Origin of the sequence: Pseudoalteromonas sp. PS5 (genome assembly GCF_004103255.1) — a bacterium.
Classification (GTDB): domain Bacteria; phylum Pseudomonadota; class Gammaproteobacteria; order Enterobacterales; family Alteromonadaceae; genus Pseudoalteromonas; species Pseudoalteromonas peptidolytica.
On the sequence record NZ_RCSQ01000037.1, the window covers coordinates 63,787 to 81,405 of the forward strand.

Below are 17,619 nucleotides of genomic sequence, written 5' to 3' on the forward strand. Positions count from 1 at the left end.
CTGTAGCGAGCTGGCGTTAGGTAGTATGCTTATAGCTCCCTACCTCTCGCAGGGAGCTTACTAATGCGTTAGTTAACCAATTAACCATTTAGCCATAAGTACAATAACGGGTAATGTTACCAGCGTTCTTAGAATAAAAATCAGAAACAATTCCCATAAGTTTACTGGTATTTTGCTTCCCAGAAGCAGTGCACCCACTTCAGACATATAAATTAATTGAGTAACACTCATTGCCGCAACAATAAATCTTGTTGTATCACTTTCAATGGAGCCTGCCGCAAGAATTGATGGAATAAACATATCCGCAAAGCCTACAACGATTGTTTGTGCGGCCTTTTCTGCCTCAGCCACATTTAAAAACTCTAGGAAAGGTACGAATGGAGTACCTAGATACTGAAATATTGGTGTATATTCAGCAATGATAAGAGCAAAAGTACCCACAGCCATAACTACAGGTAACACAGCAAATACCATATCAAGTGCATTATGAAGCCCTTCTTCCACCGTACCTTTTATACCTGGTGCTGTTTTGGCCTTGGTTAATGCAACATCCAAAGAGTGGCGAAGCAATCCTTTACCTTCAGGAACCACTTCTGAATCTTGGTTATGATCTGTGCCATCAATATAGATGTCTTTTTTAAATCTAAGTGGTGGTAGACGTGGAACAATGATTGCCGCGGCGAAGCCTGCTGCACATACGGTAAGGTAAAATGGCGCAAATAGATGCTCGAGCTTCACTTGGCCTATCACGACCAAACAAAACGTGATGGAAACTGCTGAGAAAGTAGTGCCTATGATGGCCGCCTCTCGCTGTGTGTAATGTTTATCTTCATACTGACGCGCTGTCATCAAAATACCGACGCTACCATCTCCTAGCCACGAAGCGACGCAATTTACCGCACTACGGCCTGGTACGCCAAATAAGGGACGCATCACTTTGGTGAGTAAAGTGCCAACCATCTCGAGTAAACCAAAATTAAGTAATAGTGGCAACAATAACCCAGCGAGGATAAAAACAGAAAACAGCACCGGTAACAGGTCATTAAGTACAAGTGCGCCAGTGTTTTCTGAGTGTATAGCCTCCGGACCAACACCATTGAAAGTAAGCACAATAAACACCATGCCGATAAGTCTGGTTACAAGCCAAACCCAACTGACATCAAATAAGTGTCTTATTATGTTTATTTTTAATAGTGCTTGCGGTTTAAAGAGCTTAATAATCAAACTCATCACCCCTGTGATACAAACAATAGCAACAATCATACCTTTGATAAAAGGCGCAACCTGCGCTTGCAACCACTTTGCCATCACGGCTATTGGAATAGTCATCGCCTCGCCAACAGCAACGGGCGTCATAAATAAAAAAATACCAATCAATGACGGTACGATAAACGCAAACCATGTTTGTAAGGTACTGCGTGTAGCCATAGTGCTCTGTGTCATTTTTTTACTTCCACAAAAACAAAGAAAAGAGCCGAAGCTCTTTTCGTTTCTAAATTATTATACTTGTTAGATCGTTAGACCCTTCTGCCTAAGCAGCTCAATTAAAGCCTGATGCAAGTTATTCATGGTGTTCGCATCTAGCACACTGCCTTGTCCATCTTTCCACGTAATTGATGTGCGTGTGTCTTGCGCTTCGGCAACACTTATTGTGTAGTCACCATTTTCAATAGGCAACACCACAGCTTCTTCGCCCCAGATAGAGTCCCAAACGCTGCTTTCCGGCGCTTCATAGCGAACTAACACTTCTTGTTTTTCCCTATCAACGCGGACAACGGTAAAGTTACTTCTTTCTAGGAAGTTTGAAAAACGATCCAACACCGCTTGCTGACCTTTTTCGGTAAGTAGTGCCGAATTCCCCGCTTTATCAAAGCCTAGCTCTAATGCCAACACGCCTTGTCGCTTGCGAAGCTCAACCTGAAGTAGACGATACTGATAGTCAAATTCCGATACTACTTCGTTAAGCGCTCGAACCTCTAGGTGACGCTTTAATAATGGCGTGAGCGCTTCTTCACCTTGATAATCAACTAGTTCGGCTAAAACTGATGCCGTACGTTGGTGTGCTTTTTGCTCTACCGTGAAGGTAAACTTTTGTTTAGCAGGGGCTTTGCTCTCCTCCCAAAACCAGCCATCTTTTGGTTTAATGAGCGAATACCAAGTGGTTGTTACGGTACCTTGTGCTTTATTTTCAACCTCATAACCTGCTTCGTGTAAAGCAATGACGCCATCAACAGCACGCCAGATAAACTGTGGTAAATCGTCTATACCATCGTTTTTATCAAAAAAGATCCTTGCCGCTTCTTCGCCTTGCTCAACCCAGCTACCTTGCGCAACAGTCAATACTTGTTGAGGAGCACGGTAACTGACCGGTTCTGGGGTGTTTTCATATTGCCCTACAGGCATCGCAAATTCAGGGTCGCGATAAGGCTTCTCTAGCCCTTCAGGAACCTTAACTGGCGCATTTGCTCGATAATTTCTCTCATGATGTGCATCATTTGTGAAAATACTACAGCCGCTCAAACTAACGGCAATTCCAAGAACCAGTGATTTTGGGATCCAATACTGCACTCATTTACTCCTTAGCAAACCCTATTATTATTCGAATCAAAGTTATGATTTAGGATTGCCGAATTGGTTCACACAAAGTTACCAAATATTGGCAACGTTGAACTATTAGCGCTATGACAGTATAGATTTAGCACTTTTTGCTGACCTATCTATTACATAGCCAAAAATTTGCCCTATGTTACTTGTCATGCACCAGAAAAACAAGCAACCACACAGTCATCCACGATTCTATTTTTTATTACATCCCGCTAGCGCTAAAACTCAGATATGGTAGTATTTCGCGTTAACTAATTGGGCGCGTTACATGAAATCAGAGGTTTTAAAATGACCACGCATCATACAAACCATCAGCTAGTCTTAACAGCGATAGGTGAAGACAGATCTGGTATTGTTGGTGAATTGACACAACTTGTGAGCGACTGCAACTGTAATATTATCGACAGCCGTATCGCAATATTAGGTAACGAATTTACTTTCATTATGTTACTCGCCGGTGATATGGCCTCTATCAGTCGTGTCGAACATACCTTACCAGCTAAAAGCATGGAGCTGGGTTTGTTGACCATGATGAAACGAACCTCAAGTCATCAACAAGGGGAATTTAGTGCCGGTTATACCTTGGAGTACGAAGGGCTGGATTCTCCCGGTACATTGAGCAAAGTGACTCGCTATTTTGCAGCGCAAGGCGTCAGTATTTGTTCACTAAAATCGGATACCTTTGAGCAAGATGATGAACTTCACATGCGCTGTGAGCTTGAATTCAATATTCCTGTAGATGTTGATATCGATAACTTTAAAGTTCAGTTTGAAGATCTTTCTCACGCCTTAAACGTAGATTACATTTTTAGACGCATTCGCTAAGGATTTTACATGAACACTTTGAAAGCAGGTGATAAAGCACCATTATTTTCATTACAGAATCAAAATGACGAAACCATTGAACTTGCAAACTTACTTAAGAGCAATCAAGTCTTAGTCTATTTTTACCCCAAAGCGCTTACACCAGGCTGCACAGTTCAAGCGGAAAACTTACGCGATCACAAAACAGAACTCGCTGCACTTAACACCGTTGCCGTTGGTATTAGCCCTGATCCTGTGAAAAAGTTAAAAAACTTTGAAAACAAAAAAGAGCTAAACTTCGATCTACTCTCTGATGAAGATCATGCCGTCGCAGATGAGTTCGGTGTTTGGGGTCTGAAGAAATTTATGGGTAAAGAGTATGACGGGATCCACAGATTGTCGTTCCTTGTGGGTCAGGATGGAACCATCAAACATGTATTCAATAAGTTTAAAACAAAAGATCATCATCAAGTCGTTATTGAGCATCTAAAAGCGCAAGCATAAACAATAGATGGTTCAACCACCCAGTAGTAAAGAGTTTTTAGGCTTTAACATAAAAAATCCGATAAACGACTGTTTATCGGATTTTTTTACCAACCTTATTCGTCGGTATATTTTGATACGTAGCAGTAATACCAACTAAGTAAGTTTTAGAACAAATGGTATTAGATCGCTGCGTTTCTGAATTCTTTAACAAACTGCTTAACAGGCATGTCGTTACAACGAAGGTTACGTACCTGTTGATTGCTAAGGCGTAAATGATTCACACCGTGACGCACAGCGTCAATACATAATCCAGTTGCTACATCAGATTTTTCAGCAACTAACTCAACTTTCTTTTCTTGCCTTTGAATACGCTGAGATGCTTTTGCAAACTCACGAATATCTTCACCATTACACTTGATGCTCGGTGAAAAGCGAGAAATAAATAAGCCTAGTGATGCAGCTTCTTTACGTGCTGCACTGAACCCCTGCTCCGCAGCAACAGCGCACACTTTTGTCGCAGGCGACGAGTCAGCTTGCGTGTACTCAACTTGAGACGCAAACGCAGTTGAAGAAGCTAGAGAAACAAGACCTAAGAAAGAGAGAGATTTAAGCATAATATACCCCAAATGAACGATTCGGTGCGGATTATAATTACAATGTAGAATAAGTAAACAGCTAAATCATGCAAAACTGCTTATTTAATGTTCTATTTACACTAGGGTAAAATTATCGCTATGGCACACCTAAACTTGTACAAAATTTAACAAGTTCATATATACCAATACCGGGACAAATGCTTTCTTCAACGACTGCGATAGCTAGGTTTTAGGTACGTTCAAATGCTACTAACCAGTTTTTCTTGTCTTAAACTGCAAAAAAGGTGTTAGGCGCTATATAAATTTTACTGTAGCGTGCTTCACTCTCCACAGCACAAGTATCATTGTCCAATACATTGGCTCAACTTGACGGATCAAATTGGTACAACCTTTAGATTGTGGTTGTGATTGCCAAAATTCACCGATAGAAAGGCAATAATTTCTCAAAGCTCAGGTTAATTGCCTTCAATCGCTGATCCTCTTCTTTTTAAATGATAAACTCTGCTACAAAACAGCAAAGTCAATAGAGAGTGCTATGAAAATTGTCTCGTTTAACATTAATGGCCTAAGAGCTAGGCTACATCAATTACAAGCATTAATAGAAAAACATCAACCTGACGTAATTGGGCTTCAGGAAATCAAAGTACATGATGAAGCTTTTCCTAAAGATGATGTCGAAGCACTGGGGTACCATGTTTATTTTCATGGACAAAAAGCTCATTATGGTGTTGCGATACTCTCCAAAAAGCCAGCCAAAGTGATTCAAAAAGGCTTTGCAACCGACACTGATGAATCACAACGTAGAATGATTAGTGGTACATTTGAAAGTGACTCTGGCGCTGAGGTCACTGTAATGAATGGCTACTTCCCACAAGGCGACAATATTAACCACGAAACAAAATTTCCGTATAAAAGACAATTTTATGCTGATCTGATGACACATTTAAATGAGTTTGCTGATCCTAAATCAAATTTAGTCGTGATGGGTGACATTAATATCTCTCCAATAGATGCTGATATTGGTATTGGTGAGCAAAATCGTAAACGATGGCTAAAAACCGGAAAGTGCTCTTTCCAGCCAGAGGAACGTGAATGGTTAAAAACGTTATTGGACTGGGGTTTCAAAGATACATTTAGAGAGTTAACACCTGATGCCACAGAGAAATACTCTTGGTTTGACTATCGCTCTAAAGGCTTTGATGACAACCGTGGATTACGTATTGATGTGGTACTCGCTACAGAGCCTTTGATGGCTAAGTGCCTTGAAAGTGATATCGATTACGAGTTAAGAGGAATTGAAAAGCCTTCAGATCACGCCCCAGTTTGGGCTACTTTTAGTCTCTGATCGTATTATATCAACGAAGTGACTTTTTTTGAGGGGAGTAAACCTTGTAAATTACGTAGCTATCGCTAAGGCAAAAGCTTATCTAGATGAGAAGGTTTTAACCGGTTAGCATCAAGGTACTCCCTCACACTGAGTAAATCTGAAAACCAAATAGGATCGCACTATATTGAGCTGTAACTCACAGTTTTGCTCGAACTAGTATTGCCAATCTCATTAACATGTGGAAGAAGCCGTGACTTTTATCGCCGCGCTCGGATTATTTTTATTTAGCTTTAATCGTCAAGAGTACCAACAATTATTACTGGTTGCAGCAAGACAAACTGGGGTGTTAAGTTGCGCTGTCGTACTCACGTTGCTGTGGCAAATTAAGGCGGGCATTTTACCACAACTTGATATTCATATTTTGGGTGTTACCGCTGTAAGCCTTATACTGGGATGGCGTTTAGGTGCGCTAAGTGCAAGCTTAGCATGTATATTACATGGTTACTTCAACGGCTTCTCATTGCCGGAGTTTGGTAATTTATGGCTCTTTACCGCTTTACTCCCAGTGTACATTAGTTACGGGTTATTTGTGCTTTGCTATCATTACCTACCGAGGCACTTTTTTGTATATATCTTCGTCTGTGCATTTATATTTGCAGGTACCGTCGGGTGCTTAAAAATCTTACTCAGCGCAATGTACTATTACACCGTCGATGCCTATACTTGGTTCGAGCTTGCAGATAATTACCTGCACTTTGCTGTCATCATGTGGTTCCCAGAAGCAATGCTAAATGGCATGGCTATCACTTTGCTTATTACATACCGCCCACATTGGGTTAAAACCTTTTTTGATAGGGAATACTTAGACAAATGATATCCCATTACCGCTGCCCGCTTTGTAAACTACCTTTGTTTCGAGGTGGTGCTAGCTATACCTGTGATCAAAATCACCAATTTGATATAGCCAAAGAAGGCTATGTCAACTTATTGCCAGTTCAGAATAAAAAGTCTAAACAGCCTGGTGACAACCAAGAAATGGTGGCTGCACGTCGTGCATTTTTTGAAACCCACCATTATGAGTTTCTAAGAGATAACCTCGCCTCTCTTGTCGCACAGAAAACGCCTGAAAAAGTATTGGACTTAGGCTGTGGAGAAGGGTTTTATACACGAGAAATTGCGAGTCACAGCCCAAATGCCACGGTATATGGTGTAGATATTGCCAAGCCAGCAATACGTTATGCAGCAAAACGCTACGCTCAAGTCGCGTTTAGTGTCGCGTCTATTAAGGAGGCGCCATTTGAAGATAAGTTTGCTGACGTTATCGTCAGTATTTTCGCGCCGATTTTTGATCAAGAGTTAGCGCGTCTGTGTAAACCAAAAGGCAGCTTATTTGTGATATCACCAGCAGAGCATCATCTGTTTGAGCTAAAGTCTCTCATTTACGACGATGTGAAACTACACAAAGCGCCGGACACCCCTGCTGGTTTTACATTAGTTGATCGTACCAAGTTACAACAGACTCACACTATGGACTTTACTTGCGTACAGCATCTGATCATGATGACACCATTTGCGTGGAAATTTAAGCAGCAGCACTTAGACAGATTGCAAAAAATGGATAAAGTTGAAGTGACGCTATCATTTTTTATTAATGAATATCAGCGCAACGAATAGCACTATCTTACGAACTAACATGGATATGTTGAAGTCCAAGGGTGATTCACTAAATTAGCGCTTGCACGCTGTAGCCTACCCACTGTTTTTAGGGGTAGGCTTACACATTACCTCACAGGTTTTCTTTGGTGAATGCTTTATCCATCTTTTCAAACATATCTTTCAATAATCTCGCCAATTCCCGATATCTTGGCTTTCTAGAGGATAAAGGGGTATCGTAGCCATTCGCAACCATCTTTTGGTGAAGCTCTGTGTACCAAGAATTCAGTGCTGGATTTAATGGTGTTTCCGCCCTTTTTCCTAACCATAACAGCCCTTGAACAGGCAACGATAAAAAGAACAGCGCAACCGCTATCGCCTGTGGTAAATATTGGTACCCCAACTGACTAGTTTGCAGAAATAGAGTAAACACCGCCAGCATAGGCATAGTATTTAAAGCAAGCTCTGTCGCCTTTATCACCCGAAACTCGGGGAATAGTGGTGCTAATTCCTTGCGCATAGGCCACTCTTTTGAGTATTGACGTCCAAGTTGCACTTGCGAAATAAGACTTTTTTGCATCATAACTCCTAGGTGCTAACTTTTATATAAAAAATGAGGTAAAATCGACGTCTTTACTGTCAACTATACCTTAGTCTAAATGCGTAGCTTATATGCGCTATAGCTTTAAGCTTAATACGCAATAACTGTTATTGTCAAAACGGAAAGTCATTATGTCATCTCAGCATGTTTTGGTTCTTAATTGTGGAAGCTCCAGTCTCAAGTTTGCAATCATTGATAACGCAACCGGAGAGGAAATATTATCAGGTCTGGGCGAGCGCCTCGCTGAACAAGCACCACAAATAAAGTACAAGTTCCAAGGCAACAAAGAAATCGTTCCCCTTAACAGTGGTGATGCACACCAAGTTGCAATCACTACACTTGTAAAACTCATCAAAGATCTTTCTTTAGATGCTGATCTTGTCGCTGTCGGCCATCGCGTAGTGCATGGCGGAGAGCGTTTTACACAGTCAGTCATTATTGATGACTCCGTTATTCAAGCAATCGAAGCAACGGCAAGTCTCGCGCCTTTGCACAACCCTGCCAATCTACTTGGCATACGCGCAGCACAGGCGGCATTTGCCCATTTACCGCAGATTGCAGTGTTTGATACGGCCTTCCACCAAAGTATGGATCAAACCGCATACCTTTACGCGCTACCCTACTCGCTCTACCGTGAACATGGTGTACGACGTTACGGCTTCCACGGGACTAGTCATGCTTACGTATCGGCACAAGCCATTGAAGTTTTAGGGTTGCAACAGGCACCATCTCGTATTATCACTGCGCATTTGGGTAATGGCTGTTCTGTTACGGCCATAAAAGATGGTAAATCTGTCGATACTAGTATGGGGTTAACCCCACTGGAGGGTCTGGTTATGGGGACCCGAAGTGGTGATATAGACCCAGGTTTATTTTCATTCCTTATCAACCACCTAAACTACTCAACCCAGCAAATTGATACGCTGTTGAACAAGCAAAGTGGTTTACTTGGGATCAGTGAGCTATCAAATGACTGCCGCACAATAGAAGAAGCGGCTCAGGAAAATCACCCTCAAGCGAGTCTCGCCTTGGATATTTTTTGTTACCGTTTGGCTAAGCAAATTGCTAGCTTCTTAGTCCCGTTAGGTGGTTTAGATGCACTCGTATTCACAGGTGGTATCGGTGAAAACTCGGATGTTATCCGTGAAAAAGTGGTTAACCAACTGGGCTTCCTTGGCATGAAGGTAAATGCTGAGCAAAACCTCAAAGCTCGATTTGGTGGTCAGGGTATTATCACTGACGCCGCACACTCTCCGGTTGCGATGGTTATTCCAACGAATGAAGAGTGGGTGATCGCGAACGACGCTGCAACACTTGCAAAAGGAGCATAGTAATGGGACGTCGTATCATGCTCATTCCTATTTCAACTGGCGTTGGCTTAACGTCGGTTTCTGTAGGTATAGTCCGAGCGCTTGAGCAAAAAGCGGTCAAAGTGAACTTTTTTAAACCGATTGCACAACCAAGAAAAGAAGACACAGGTCCAGAAAAATCGACCCTTATCGTACAACAAGGGTCAACGATTACTCCGCCAACACCATTTGAGCTGAGCTATGCTGAGCAGATGATTGGTGATGGTAAAGGCGACGACTTGCTGGAGGAAATTGTAGAGCGCTTCGAAGGTGCGGTGCAAGATGATGAGGTTGCCATCATTGAAGGCATGGTGCCCACGCGTCGTCAGCCATATGCTGGACGTGTGAATCGTGAAATCGCTCAAACTCTGGGCGCAGACATTGTTTTTGTTCTAACACCAGGAAATGACTCCATTGACGAGCTTGAAGATCGACTAGAAATCGCCGCGGGTAATTACGGCGGGGTCAACCACCCTCGTGTGCTGGGTTGTATTTTTAACAAAGTCAATGCACCACTGGATGAAGATGGTCGAGCACGTGCAGACTTAGTTGATCAGTACAAGCCTGATGAACTAGAAAATGAAATGAATCGATTAGCGTCGCTACCGATTTTTAGAAAGCACCCATTTCAGCTGTTAGGCGCAATTCCGTGGGACTTTGATCTTGTTGCACCTCGGGTTATTGATCTGAGTAATTACATGAAAGCCGAAGTCATCAATGCAGGTGACATGGAACACCGTCGTCTGCGCCGCGTGACCTTCTGTGCTCGAACGGTATCAAATATTCTGAACCACTTTACCCCAGGTGCCCTGTTGGTCACTCCAGGTGACCGTTCAGATATATTGGTCGCAGCCTGTTTATCGGCTATGAATGGTACAAAGATTGGTGCCATATTATTAACCGGTGGTTTTAAGCCCGAAGAGAAGATCATGACCTTGTGTGAGCAGGCCATGGATACTGGTTTACCTATTCTCGCCACTGAGGCCGATACATGGCGTACGTCATTACTACTACATAACTTTAATATGGAAGTACCCAGTGATGATGAGCAACGTATTGAAAGGGTGAAGCAGCACAATGCTCGCCATATTGACAGTGAGTGGCTAGAGGGTCTTGCTAAAGGCGTTGCCAAAACTCGTAAGCTGTCACCACCGGCTTTTCGTTACTTGCTCACTGATCTGGCAAGACGTGCAGGTAAAACAATTGTACTACCCGAAGGCAATGAGCCTCGTACAATAAAGGCTGCTGCGATTTGTGGCGCTCGCAACATTGCGAAGACCGTGTTACTTGGCGACCGCGAAGAAATTGAGCGCATCGCCCAGCAGCAAGGTGTAGAGCTAAATGAAAATGTGACCATATTATCGCCACAAGATGAAGTGCACAAATATATTGCGCCTATGGTTGAGATACGCAAAAACAAAGGTCTCACTGAAGTTGTTGCTGAAGAGCAGTTACAAGACAACGTAGTTCTTGGCACTATGATGTTAGCTGAAGGCAAAGTTGATGGCTTGGTATCAGGCGCAGTGAACACCACAGCAAATACTATCAGGCCGCCTCTGCAGTTGATAAAAACCGCGCCTGGCGCATCCTTAGTTAGCTCAGTATTTTTTATGCTGTTACCAGATCAAGTATTAGTGTACGGTGACTGTGCAATTAACCCTGATCCCACTGCGGAGCAATTAGCAGATATCGCCATCCAGTCAGCTGACTCAGCTTCAGCATTTGGTATCGAACCGCGAGTTGCAATGATCAGTTACAGTACTGGTACTTCTGGGCAAGGCGCTGATGTGGAAAAAGTGAGAGCTGCAACAGAAATTGCACAGGAAAAACGCCCCGACCTAGATATAGACGGGCCACTTCAATACGATGCCGCAATAATGGAAAATGTCGCGCGTAAAAAGGCACCAAACAGCAAAGTGGCTGGTAAAGCAACCGTATTTGTTTTTCCAGATCTGAACACCGGTAATACTACATATAAGGCTGTACAACGAAGTGCTGAGCTGATCAGCATAGGCCCTATGCTGCAAGGTATGCGCAAGCCCGTCAATGATTTAAGTAGGGGTGCATTAGTCGATGACATCGTATATACAATCGCGTTGACCGCAATTCAAGCGACGCAAATCGAAGCTTAATCACTACTATTAGACGAAGGGCTCAATACTGAGCCCTTTCCTCTCAAAGTACACCTTGATTTATATCTTTTTGACAATAATTACTGGGGATGCCCTATTTCCTCATACAACGCCATAACCCTGCATTGAAATCGACACAAAAACCACGAAAATTGTGACTGAAAAGCCATTGGTTATTCTAATACCAATTATCTTAATTCAGTGGTCTATTTTGAGGCGAGAAAATCTTGTCGTAACCAGACAAAAATTTTGCTATTTAGTTGTTCTAAGTAAGCAATTATTAAGTCTAATTGGTATCAGCTCTTAATAATTAATTTTTTACTTTTACCCGTCTGCTCTGGTCTTTAATTTGACTTCACTATACTATGTTTTAAGCACTTGGTATTTTTCCAAATAAAGGGTTGGTAATGTCAAAGCAAACACTGCAGCTGCTCAAGCAAGAATTTACGATACATAGTCTAGATTGTGATGAAGCAGTACCGCAAGCGGTGTTAAACAGTGAAATTTTCTTTATAGCCAAAACATCAGATGAGCTATCCATAGTCTGTGAGTCAGCTATTAAAGTCGATAGCCTTGCAGCCGAAACTCACTGGCGCGCGCTAGAGGTAATAGGACCGCTTGGATTTTCTTTAACTGGCATTATGGCAAATATATCTGGCGTGCTGGCAAAATCGAACATCTCAATATTTACCTTATCAACGTATGATACAGACTATATTCTTGTGAAGCAGAGCCAAATTCAACATGCTATACAAGCGCTTAAAAAAGACGGGTATTTACTACTTTGATTGAACTTTCACCAACTATTCAGTATCGACCAATATCACAAATTGCCAACCCTATCGCACATATTCCTAGCCCTTTCACCGGTAAGGTGTTTCCGCTCACAGCACACTCAAACGCAGTAATTGCATCGGGAGCATTGGGAATTGGTGTATGCGTGCAGGTTCGAGTGCCGCTGCTGCTTTCTCCTTGTCACGGCCAGTTACTCCAAACGCGCAGAAATGGCTGCGAGTATATTGTGCAGGCAAACAACGGCCTTAAAATGTTACTAAGCCTTGACATCAGTAGTGAGTTTACCAAGCCTGAATACCTTAAAGCTAATAGCTTTGGTAAGTCTAAGATCGCGCTCGGTGAGCCACTATGTTTTTACGATGTTCCTCTAAGTGAAGCAAAAACAATGGCGGCAATTGTGCTACTCAATGCACAAAAACTTGGTGCATGTTATTATCCTTTAAAACAAGTTACAGCGGCCAAAGAGCCGATAATAACCATTGCGAGGGCGTGTGCTTTATGACAGTTATGATGTATGGGATCAGCAACTGCGATACCATTAAAAAAGCAAAAAAATATCTTCAAGACAACAATATCGAGTTTACTTTCCATGACTATCGAAAAGAAGGGATCGACGAAACCCTGCTCGCTACTTTTTTTGAACATTTAGGCTGGGAAAATGTGTTAAATAAACGTGGCACCACCTATCGTGCGCTGAGCGATGAACAAAAGCAGAATTTAAGTGAAACGAGTGCAAAACAGCATTTACTAGATGCGCCAGCCATGATCAAACGTCCAATCTTACTTTATCAAGGTCAATACCACTTAGGCTTTAAAGCAGCCCAATATGATGAGATTTTTGCCTGATGAGTGAAGTAGTAGAATTTGCACAGACCTTGATCCAACGGGCTTCAGTCACACCCGATGATGCAGGGTGCCAGCAATTGATTAACGAGCGTCTAGCAAAATTAGGGTTCAATGTAGAAGAACACTTTTTTGTCGATACGCTCAATACATGGGCACGAAAAGGGACAAGAGGGCCACACTTTTGCTTTGCCGGTCACACCGATGTTGTACCTGTTGGCGACGAGAGCCAATGGCAGCACCCGCCATTTGCAGCAACGATTGAAGGCGATATGTTACATGGGCGTGGCGCTGCCGATATGAAAGGCTCACTTGCTGCGATGATTGTTGCCACAGAGCGGTTTATTAATAACCACCCTAATCACAAAGGATCTTTGTCTTTTTTGATCACCTCTGATGAAGAAGGCCCATTTGTGAATGGGACGACTCGCGTTGTCGACTTACTTGAGGCGCGAAACGAAAAAATTGATATGTGTTTGGTCGGTGAGCCCTCATCTCGTCATGAGCTTGGTGATGTGGTTAAAAATGGTCGTCGCGGGTCACTCACAGGACACCTTAAAGTGATAGGAAAGCAGGGTCATGTCGCGTATCCACACCTCGCTAAAAATCCAATCCACTTATCCGCAGCAGCAATTGCAGAGTTGAGCGATACAGAGTGGGATAAAGGCAATGCGTTTTTTCCAGCAACTAGTTTCCAAGTATCTAATATTAATGGCGGAACCGGTGCCGGCAATGTTATCCCTGGCACCCTACAAGTTCAGTTTAACTTTCGCTTTAGCACTGAGGTAACTGCCGAAGAACTCAAGCAACGTGTGACTGCGATTTTGGATAAACACCAGCTTGATTACGAACTTGATTGGATATTAAACGGTTTACCGTTTTTAACTGAGCCTGGCCTATTGCTCGATGTTACCATGTCAGCCATTCAAGAAGTAACGGGAAGAACAACAACCCCTGAGACTTCCGGTGGCACCTCTGATGGGCGCTTCATCGCACAAACAGGCTGTAAAGTCATTGAGCTTGGCCCGATAAATGCGACCATTCATCAAGTGAACGAATGCGTAAGTTGTAAAGATCTAGACCAACTCGCATTGATCTATGAAAAAATCTTGGAGAAGTTACTTGCCTAGCCGCTCCTTAACGGCGGCACAGTGTATAGCATGTGGGGTGAATGAATCGCATCTCATATGCTATAACGGTCGTCATGTGCACCGAGAGATTGTGGATGATTTGGCATCCCTTATCAACGCTGCAAAACTGGCCGGTTTCACGCTTTACATGGCTTCAGCATTTCGCAGCTTTGAAAGGCAAAAATCGATATGGGAGCATAAGTTCTCCATGCGACGGCCGGTGCTTGACTTGAACAACCAAGCAGTAGATTTGAATGAACTGTCTGAAATAGAAAAAGTCAGAGCTATCATGCTGTTTTCTGCCCTTCCAGGAGCAAGCCGCCACCATTTTGGCACAGATATAGATGTATACGCGAGGGATAGACTACCAGCACAGCAATCATTGCAGCTTGAGCCGTGGGAGTACCAGGAAGGCGGGCATCAATACGAATTCTCTCTGTGGCTAGACAGCAACCTCGAACGCTATGGTTTTTACCGACCTTACGACCGTTTTCGTGGTGGTGTTGCTGCCGAACCGTGGCATATCAGTCATTGGCGCACCGCAAAGCCACTGGCTGATTTACAATCTCCGGCTACGCTCAAAGCTTTGCTAGTACGCACGAATATTGGCGCAAAGCTAACAATACTTGATAACCTAGAGGCGCTACATCAGCAGTTTATCGCTAATATAGCACCCAAGTAACCTGAGCTTCGGATAATACCAATTTGACTTAATACTTGCTCAATTTGAAGGAGTAAATCTGACGCTAACAACGTTTAACTCCCTGCCAATAGCCAGCTACTTGTGTATAAATTCGCCTTAGATTACACCATCATTTCTTGTCGTGGATAGCATCAAGTCGAGCAAGTAGACTTGATGTGTCGAAGCGATTTCCGCCTAACGCTTGAACGTCTGCATAGTACTGATCAACCAACGCTGTAAGCGCTAAATTTGAACCGTTACTTCTTGCCTCATCCAGTGCAATGCCCAAATCTTTTCTCATCCAATCAACAGCAAAGCCAAATTCATACTCTCCTGCTAACATGGTTTTATAGCGATTTTCCATTTGCCATGACCCTGCTGCGCCTTTGGCAATCGTTTCAATCACTTTTTCGCCATCTAAGCCTGCTTGTTTTGCAAAATGTAGTCCCTCTGCTAATCCCTGTACTACTCCGGCGATACAGATTTGATTAACCATTTTACAAAGCTGTCCAGCACCGACTTCACCAATTAACTGGCTGAATCTTGCAAATGCAGCCATGACTGGTTGTGCTTTTTCAAACGTACTAGCTTGACCCCCAACCATAATTGTTAATACGCCATTTTCAGCTCCGGCCTGTCCTCCCGATACCGGAGCATCTAGAAACTCAACCCCTTGTAATTGCGCTTCTTGTGCGACTTCACGGGCGACTTTTGCTGATGTAGTGGTATGATCCACCAGCACTGCACCAGATTTAATTCCCGCCAACACACCATCATCGCCGTATACTACCGAACGTAAATCATCATCATTACCCACACACATGAATACAAAATCACAGTCAGTCACCGCAGCTTTTGGTGTTGCAGCAAAACTTCCTTGATATTCTGAAGCCCACTTTTCAGCCTTACTTGTCGTACGGTTATATACCGTGACTTGGTAACCTGCATTTTGCAAATGTCCTGCCATCGGGTAACCCATGACACCCAACCCTAAAAAAGCGACTCTCACTGACATATTTCTGTCCTATTTCATTGTTATCTTAATAAGAATGGAGTTTTTATACCCGAGCACCTCTGTCATAGCAAATGAAAAAACTGCTTTGATACCGAATAACATAAAGAAAACACACGGAGCCTGAAAGGATGGAGAGTATTTATCGTTTTAGTGCACAGCTTATTGATGGACAAGTTATACCGCTACAATCATTTGCGGGTAGACCGCTGCTCATCGTAAACATTGCTAGCAAATGTAGCTTTGCCCCGCAATTATCAGCACTAGAAAAGCTACACAACAAGTACAAACAATTTGGTTTTGAGGTGCTGGCGTTTCCATGCAATCAATTTGGCCGTAATGAGCCACTTGAAGATGAAATGCTCAAAGAGTTTTATAATACGCACTTTAATTTGAGCTTTAAGATTTGTACTAAAACACAAGTTAACGGGCCGGATGCCCACCCTTTATTTAGCTATTTAAAATCTCATACCCGAGGTATTGCGCAAAATCGCGCGATTAAATGGAATTTTACTAAGTTTCTAATAAACTCTGATGGCATGCTAGTATCTAGATATGCGCCAAGAACAAAACCAGAAACGCTAAAATCAGTGATAGAGAGCCACATTAACCATGAGAATCGCCCTATTCAGTTCGCAAAACTATGAAGTGCCATTTTTTAAGCAAGCCATTGAGCCCTTTTCAGCTCTTGAATTTTGCTTTATCAATGAATCTCTGAATCCAAATACCGTAGCCCTGTGCCAAGGATATGATGCCATTTGCGTTTTTGTAAATGATATTGTGAATGCCGATGTTATCGCCACACTCAAAGAATATAACATCAAAACAATTGCCCTTCGCTGCGCTGGATTTAACAATGTAGATATTAAGGCTGCAACGGCAAGCAACATAGATGTGGTAAGAGTGCCCGCTTACAGTCCCGAAGCGGTTGCCGAACATTGCATTGCCTTAATGCTAACATTGAGCAGAAAAACACATAAAGCCTATAATCGAGTCAGAGAAGATAACTTTGATCTAAACGGCCTATTAGGCTTCAATATATACAACAAGACTGTTGGTGTTGTTGGTTGTGGGAAAATCGGCCAGGCACTGGTTAGCATTCTTAACGGTTTTGGGGCGAATGTACTGGTTTACGACCCCAATATTGGTGAAGGGCCATACACCCTTGTTTCTTTGGATATTTTGCTCGCACAGTCAGATATAATCAGCCTACACTGTCCATTAAATGAACACACCTATCATATTATTGACGATGCTGCATTTGCAAAAATGAAACCAGGAGTGATGCTTATCAACACCAGTCGAGGTGCGTTATTAGACAGTAAAGCCTGTATCTCAGCACTTAAGTCAAAACAACTCGGTTATCTTGGTTTAGACGTTTATGAACAAGAGTCCGAACTTTTTTTCAAAAACCACAGTGAAGAGATCATTCAAGATGACATCTTTTCTCGATTAGTGAGCTTTCCTAATGTATTAGTAACTGGTCATCAAGGCTTTTTTACTAAAGAAGCACTTAAACAAATAGCCACTGTCACCTGCGAAAACCTTGATGCAGCAAGGGTGGGTAAACCACTATTAAACAAGGTTGAGTGAATAACAAAAAAA

The 17,619-nt window shown here is 42.7% G+C and carries 19 protein-coding genes; 14 read left to right on the top strand and 5 right to left on the bottom strand.

Annotated features, from left to right (window positions below; translation table 11 throughout):
* Nucleotides 1-72 precede the first annotated feature (72 nt).
* Both D9603_RS05090 and bamC read right to left on the bottom strand, forming a co-directional pair.
* Entirely contained in the window at nucleotides 73-1,443 is a 1,371-nt protein-coding gene (locus D9603_RS05090) for a YjiH family protein (RefSeq protein WP_128730511.1), read from the bottom strand.
* 66 nt (nucleotides 1,444-1,509) lie between these two features.
* The gene (gene bamC / locus D9603_RS05095) at nucleotides 1,510-2,568 is read right to left on the bottom strand and encodes an outer membrane protein assembly factor BamC (RefSeq protein WP_128730512.1); all 1,059 of its coding nucleotides are present in this window, start codon (nucleotides 2,566-2,568) and stop codon (nucleotides 1,510-1,512) included.
* A 324-nt stretch (nucleotides 2,569-2,892) separates the two neighbouring features.
* Here bamC and D9603_RS05100 point away from each other — a divergent pair, with 324 nt between their 5' ends.
* Complete coding sequence (locus D9603_RS05100; RefSeq protein WP_125252429.1) at nucleotides 2,893-3,429, top strand: ACT domain-containing protein; 537 nt, start codon at nucleotides 2,893-2,895, stop codon at nucleotides 3,427-3,429.
* A gap of 9 nt (nucleotides 3,430-3,438) precedes the next feature.
* A complete protein-coding gene (gene bcp / locus D9603_RS05105) occupies nucleotides 3,439-3,912 on the top strand; it encodes a thioredoxin-dependent thiol peroxidase (RefSeq protein WP_128730513.1) in 474 nt (157 codons plus the stop codon).
* A gap of 161 nt (nucleotides 3,913-4,073) precedes the next feature.
* Here the strand turns inward: bcp and D9603_RS05110 are convergent, their stop codons facing one another.
* On the bottom strand, nucleotides 4,074-4,508 hold the full coding sequence (locus tag D9603_RS05110) for an exonuclease III (RefSeq protein WP_128730514.1): 435 nt from the start codon (nucleotides 4,506-4,508) through the stop codon (nucleotides 4,074-4,076).
* A gap of 517 nt (nucleotides 4,509-5,025) precedes the next feature.
* Between D9603_RS05110 and xthA the strand changes: the two genes are divergently transcribed.
* The 3 genes from xthA to rlmA all read left to right on the top strand — a co-directional run bounded on the left by xthA (nucleotide 5,026) and on the right by rlmA (nucleotide 7,491).
* Entirely contained in the window at nucleotides 5,026-5,835 is an 810-nt protein-coding gene (gene xthA / locus D9603_RS05115; RefSeq protein ID WP_125252426.1) for an exodeoxyribonuclease III, read from the top strand.
* A 232-nt stretch (nucleotides 5,836-6,067) separates the two neighbouring features.
* Complete coding sequence (locus tag D9603_RS05120; RefSeq protein WP_125252425.1) at nucleotides 6,068-6,691, top strand: energy-coupling factor ABC transporter permease; 624 nt, start codon at nucleotides 6,068-6,070, stop codon at nucleotides 6,689-6,691.
* Nucleotides 6,688-7,491 carry a 23S rRNA (guanine(745)-N(1))-methyltransferase gene (gene rlmA, locus D9603_RS05125; protein WP_128730515.1) on the top strand — a complete coding sequence of 268 codons (804 nt, stop codon included), beginning with the start codon at nucleotides 6,688-6,690 and terminating at the stop codon, nucleotides 7,489-7,491. Before D9603_RS05120 ends, rlmA begins: the two co-directional genes overlap by 4 nt.
* Nucleotides 7,492-7,603: 112 nt before the next feature.
* Here rlmA and yfbV read toward each other — a convergent pair whose 3' ends face one another.
* Entirely contained in the window at nucleotides 7,604-8,050 is a 447-nt protein-coding gene (gene yfbV, locus D9603_RS05130) for a terminus macrodomain insulation protein YfbV (protein WP_125252423.1), read from the bottom strand.
* 152 nt (nucleotides 8,051-8,202) lie between these two features.
* Here yfbV and D9603_RS05135 point away from each other — a divergent pair, with 152 nt between their 5' ends.
* From D9603_RS05135 to D9603_RS05165, 7 genes are all read left to right on the top strand, one after another.
* The gene (locus tag D9603_RS05135; protein ID WP_128730516.1) at nucleotides 8,203-9,402 is read left to right on the top strand and encodes an acetate kinase; all 1,200 of its coding nucleotides are present in this window, start codon (nucleotides 8,203-8,205) and stop codon (nucleotides 9,400-9,402) included.
* A 2-nt stretch (nucleotides 9,403-9,404) separates the two neighbouring features.
* Nucleotides 9,405-11,552 carry a phosphate acetyltransferase gene (pta, locus tag D9603_RS05140; RefSeq protein WP_128730517.1) on the top strand — a complete coding sequence of 716 codons (2,148 nt, stop codon included), beginning with the start codon at nucleotides 9,405-9,407 and terminating at the stop codon, nucleotides 11,550-11,552.
* Nucleotides 11,553-11,959: 407 nt separating this feature from the next.
* Nucleotides 11,960-12,340: an ACT domain-containing protein gene (locus tag D9603_RS05145; protein WP_128730518.1), complete on the top strand. Its 381-nt coding sequence runs from the start codon at nucleotides 11,960-11,962 to the stop codon at nucleotides 12,338-12,340.
* The gene (locus D9603_RS05150; protein WP_128730519.1) at nucleotides 12,337-12,849 is read left to right on the top strand and encodes a PTS glucose transporter subunit IIA; all 513 of its coding nucleotides are present in this window, start codon (nucleotides 12,337-12,339) and stop codon (nucleotides 12,847-12,849) included. Before D9603_RS05145 ends, D9603_RS05150 begins: the two co-directional genes overlap by 4 nt.
* Nucleotides 12,846-13,193 (top strand): ArsC family reductase, encoded by a 348-nt coding sequence (locus tag D9603_RS05155; protein WP_128730520.1) that lies wholly within the window; start codon nucleotides 12,846-12,848, stop codon nucleotides 13,191-13,193. Before D9603_RS05150 ends, D9603_RS05155 begins: the two co-directional genes overlap by 4 nt.
* Nucleotides 13,193-14,320 (top strand): succinyl-diaminopimelate desuccinylase, encoded by a 1,128-nt coding sequence (dapE, locus tag D9603_RS05160; protein ID WP_128730521.1) that lies wholly within the window; start codon nucleotides 13,193-13,195, stop codon nucleotides 14,318-14,320. Before D9603_RS05155 ends, dapE begins: the two co-directional genes overlap by 1 nt.
* Complete coding sequence (locus D9603_RS05165; protein ID WP_241651587.1) at nucleotides 14,289-15,002, top strand: M15 family metallopeptidase; 714 nt, start codon at nucleotides 14,289-14,291, stop codon at nucleotides 15,000-15,002. Before dapE ends, D9603_RS05165 begins: the two co-directional genes overlap by 32 nt.
* A 130-nt stretch (nucleotides 15,003-15,132) precedes the next feature.
* Here the strand turns inward: D9603_RS05165 and D9603_RS05170 are convergent, their stop codons facing one another.
* A complete protein-coding gene (locus D9603_RS05170) occupies nucleotides 15,133-16,017 on the bottom strand; it encodes an NAD(P)-dependent oxidoreductase (protein ID WP_128730522.1) in 885 nt (294 codons plus the stop codon).
* A 128-nt stretch (nucleotides 16,018-16,145) separates the two neighbouring features.
* Here D9603_RS05170 and D9603_RS05175 point away from each other — a divergent pair, with 128 nt between their 5' ends.
* Nucleotides 16,146-16,661 carry a glutathione peroxidase gene (locus D9603_RS05175; RefSeq protein WP_125252415.1) on the top strand — a complete coding sequence of 172 codons (516 nt, stop codon included), beginning with the start codon at nucleotides 16,146-16,148 and terminating at the stop codon, nucleotides 16,659-16,661.
* Entirely contained in the window at nucleotides 16,627-17,607 is a 981-nt protein-coding gene (locus D9603_RS05180; RefSeq protein WP_128730523.1) for a 2-hydroxyacid dehydrogenase, read from the top strand. The genes D9603_RS05175 and D9603_RS05180 overlap by 35 nt, the downstream gene beginning before the upstream one ends.
* The last annotated feature ends 12 nt before the right edge of the window (nucleotides 17,608-17,619 follow it).

Bases quoted from the DNA above. Each gene is read 5' to 3' on its own strand.
- D9603_RS05090 (WP_128730511.1), bottom strand. From the start codon at position 1,443: ATGACACAGAGCACTATGGCTACACGCAGTACCTTACAAACATGGTTT.
- D9603_RS05100 (WP_125252429.1), top strand. From the start codon at position 2,893: ATGACCACGCATCATACAAACCATCAGCTAGTCTTAACAGCGATAGGT.
- bcp (WP_128730513.1), top strand. From the start codon at position 3,439: ATGAACACTTTGAAAGCAGGTGATAAAGCACCATTATTTTCATTACAG.
- D9603_RS05110 (WP_128730514.1), bottom strand. From the start codon at position 4,508: ATGCTTAAATCTCTCTCTTTCTTAGGTCTTGTTTCTCTAGCTTCTTCA.
- xthA (WP_125252426.1), top strand. From the start codon at position 5,026: ATGAAAATTGTCTCGTTTAACATTAATGGCCTAAGAGCTAGGCTACAT.
- rlmA (WP_128730515.1), top strand. From the start codon at position 6,688: ATGATATCCCATTACCGCTGCCCGCTTTGTAAACTACCTTTGTTTCGA.
- yfbV (WP_125252423.1), bottom strand. From the start codon at position 8,050: ATGCAAAAAAGTCTTATTTCGCAAGTGCAACTTGGACGTCAATACTCA.
- D9603_RS05135 (WP_128730516.1), top strand. From the start codon at position 8,203: ATGTCATCTCAGCATGTTTTGGTTCTTAATTGTGGAAGCTCCAGTCTC.
- pta (WP_128730517.1), top strand. From the start codon at position 9,405: ATGGGACGTCGTATCATGCTCATTCCTATTTCAACTGGCGTTGGCTTA.
- D9603_RS05145 (WP_128730518.1), top strand. From the start codon at position 11,960: ATGTCAAAGCAAACACTGCAGCTGCTCAAGCAAGAATTTACGATACAT.
- D9603_RS05155 (WP_128730520.1), top strand. From the start codon at position 12,846: ATGACAGTTATGATGTATGGGATCAGCAACTGCGATACCATTAAAAAA.
- dapE (WP_128730521.1), top strand. From the start codon at position 13,193: ATGAGTGAAGTAGTAGAATTTGCACAGACCTTGATCCAACGGGCTTCA.
- D9603_RS05165 (WP_241651587.1), top strand. From the start codon at position 14,289: ATGAAAAAATCTTGGAGAAGTTACTTGCCTAGCCGCTCCTTAACGGCG.
- D9603_RS05170 (WP_128730522.1), bottom strand. From the start codon at position 16,017: ATGTCAGTGAGAGTCGCTTTTTTAGGGTTGGGTGTCATGGGTTACCCG.
- D9603_RS05175 (WP_125252415.1), top strand. From the start codon at position 16,146: ATGGAGAGTATTTATCGTTTTAGTGCACAGCTTATTGATGGACAAGTT.
- D9603_RS05180 (WP_128730523.1), top strand. From the start codon at position 16,627: ATGAGAATCGCCCTATTCAGTTCGCAAAACTATGAAGTGCCATTTTTT.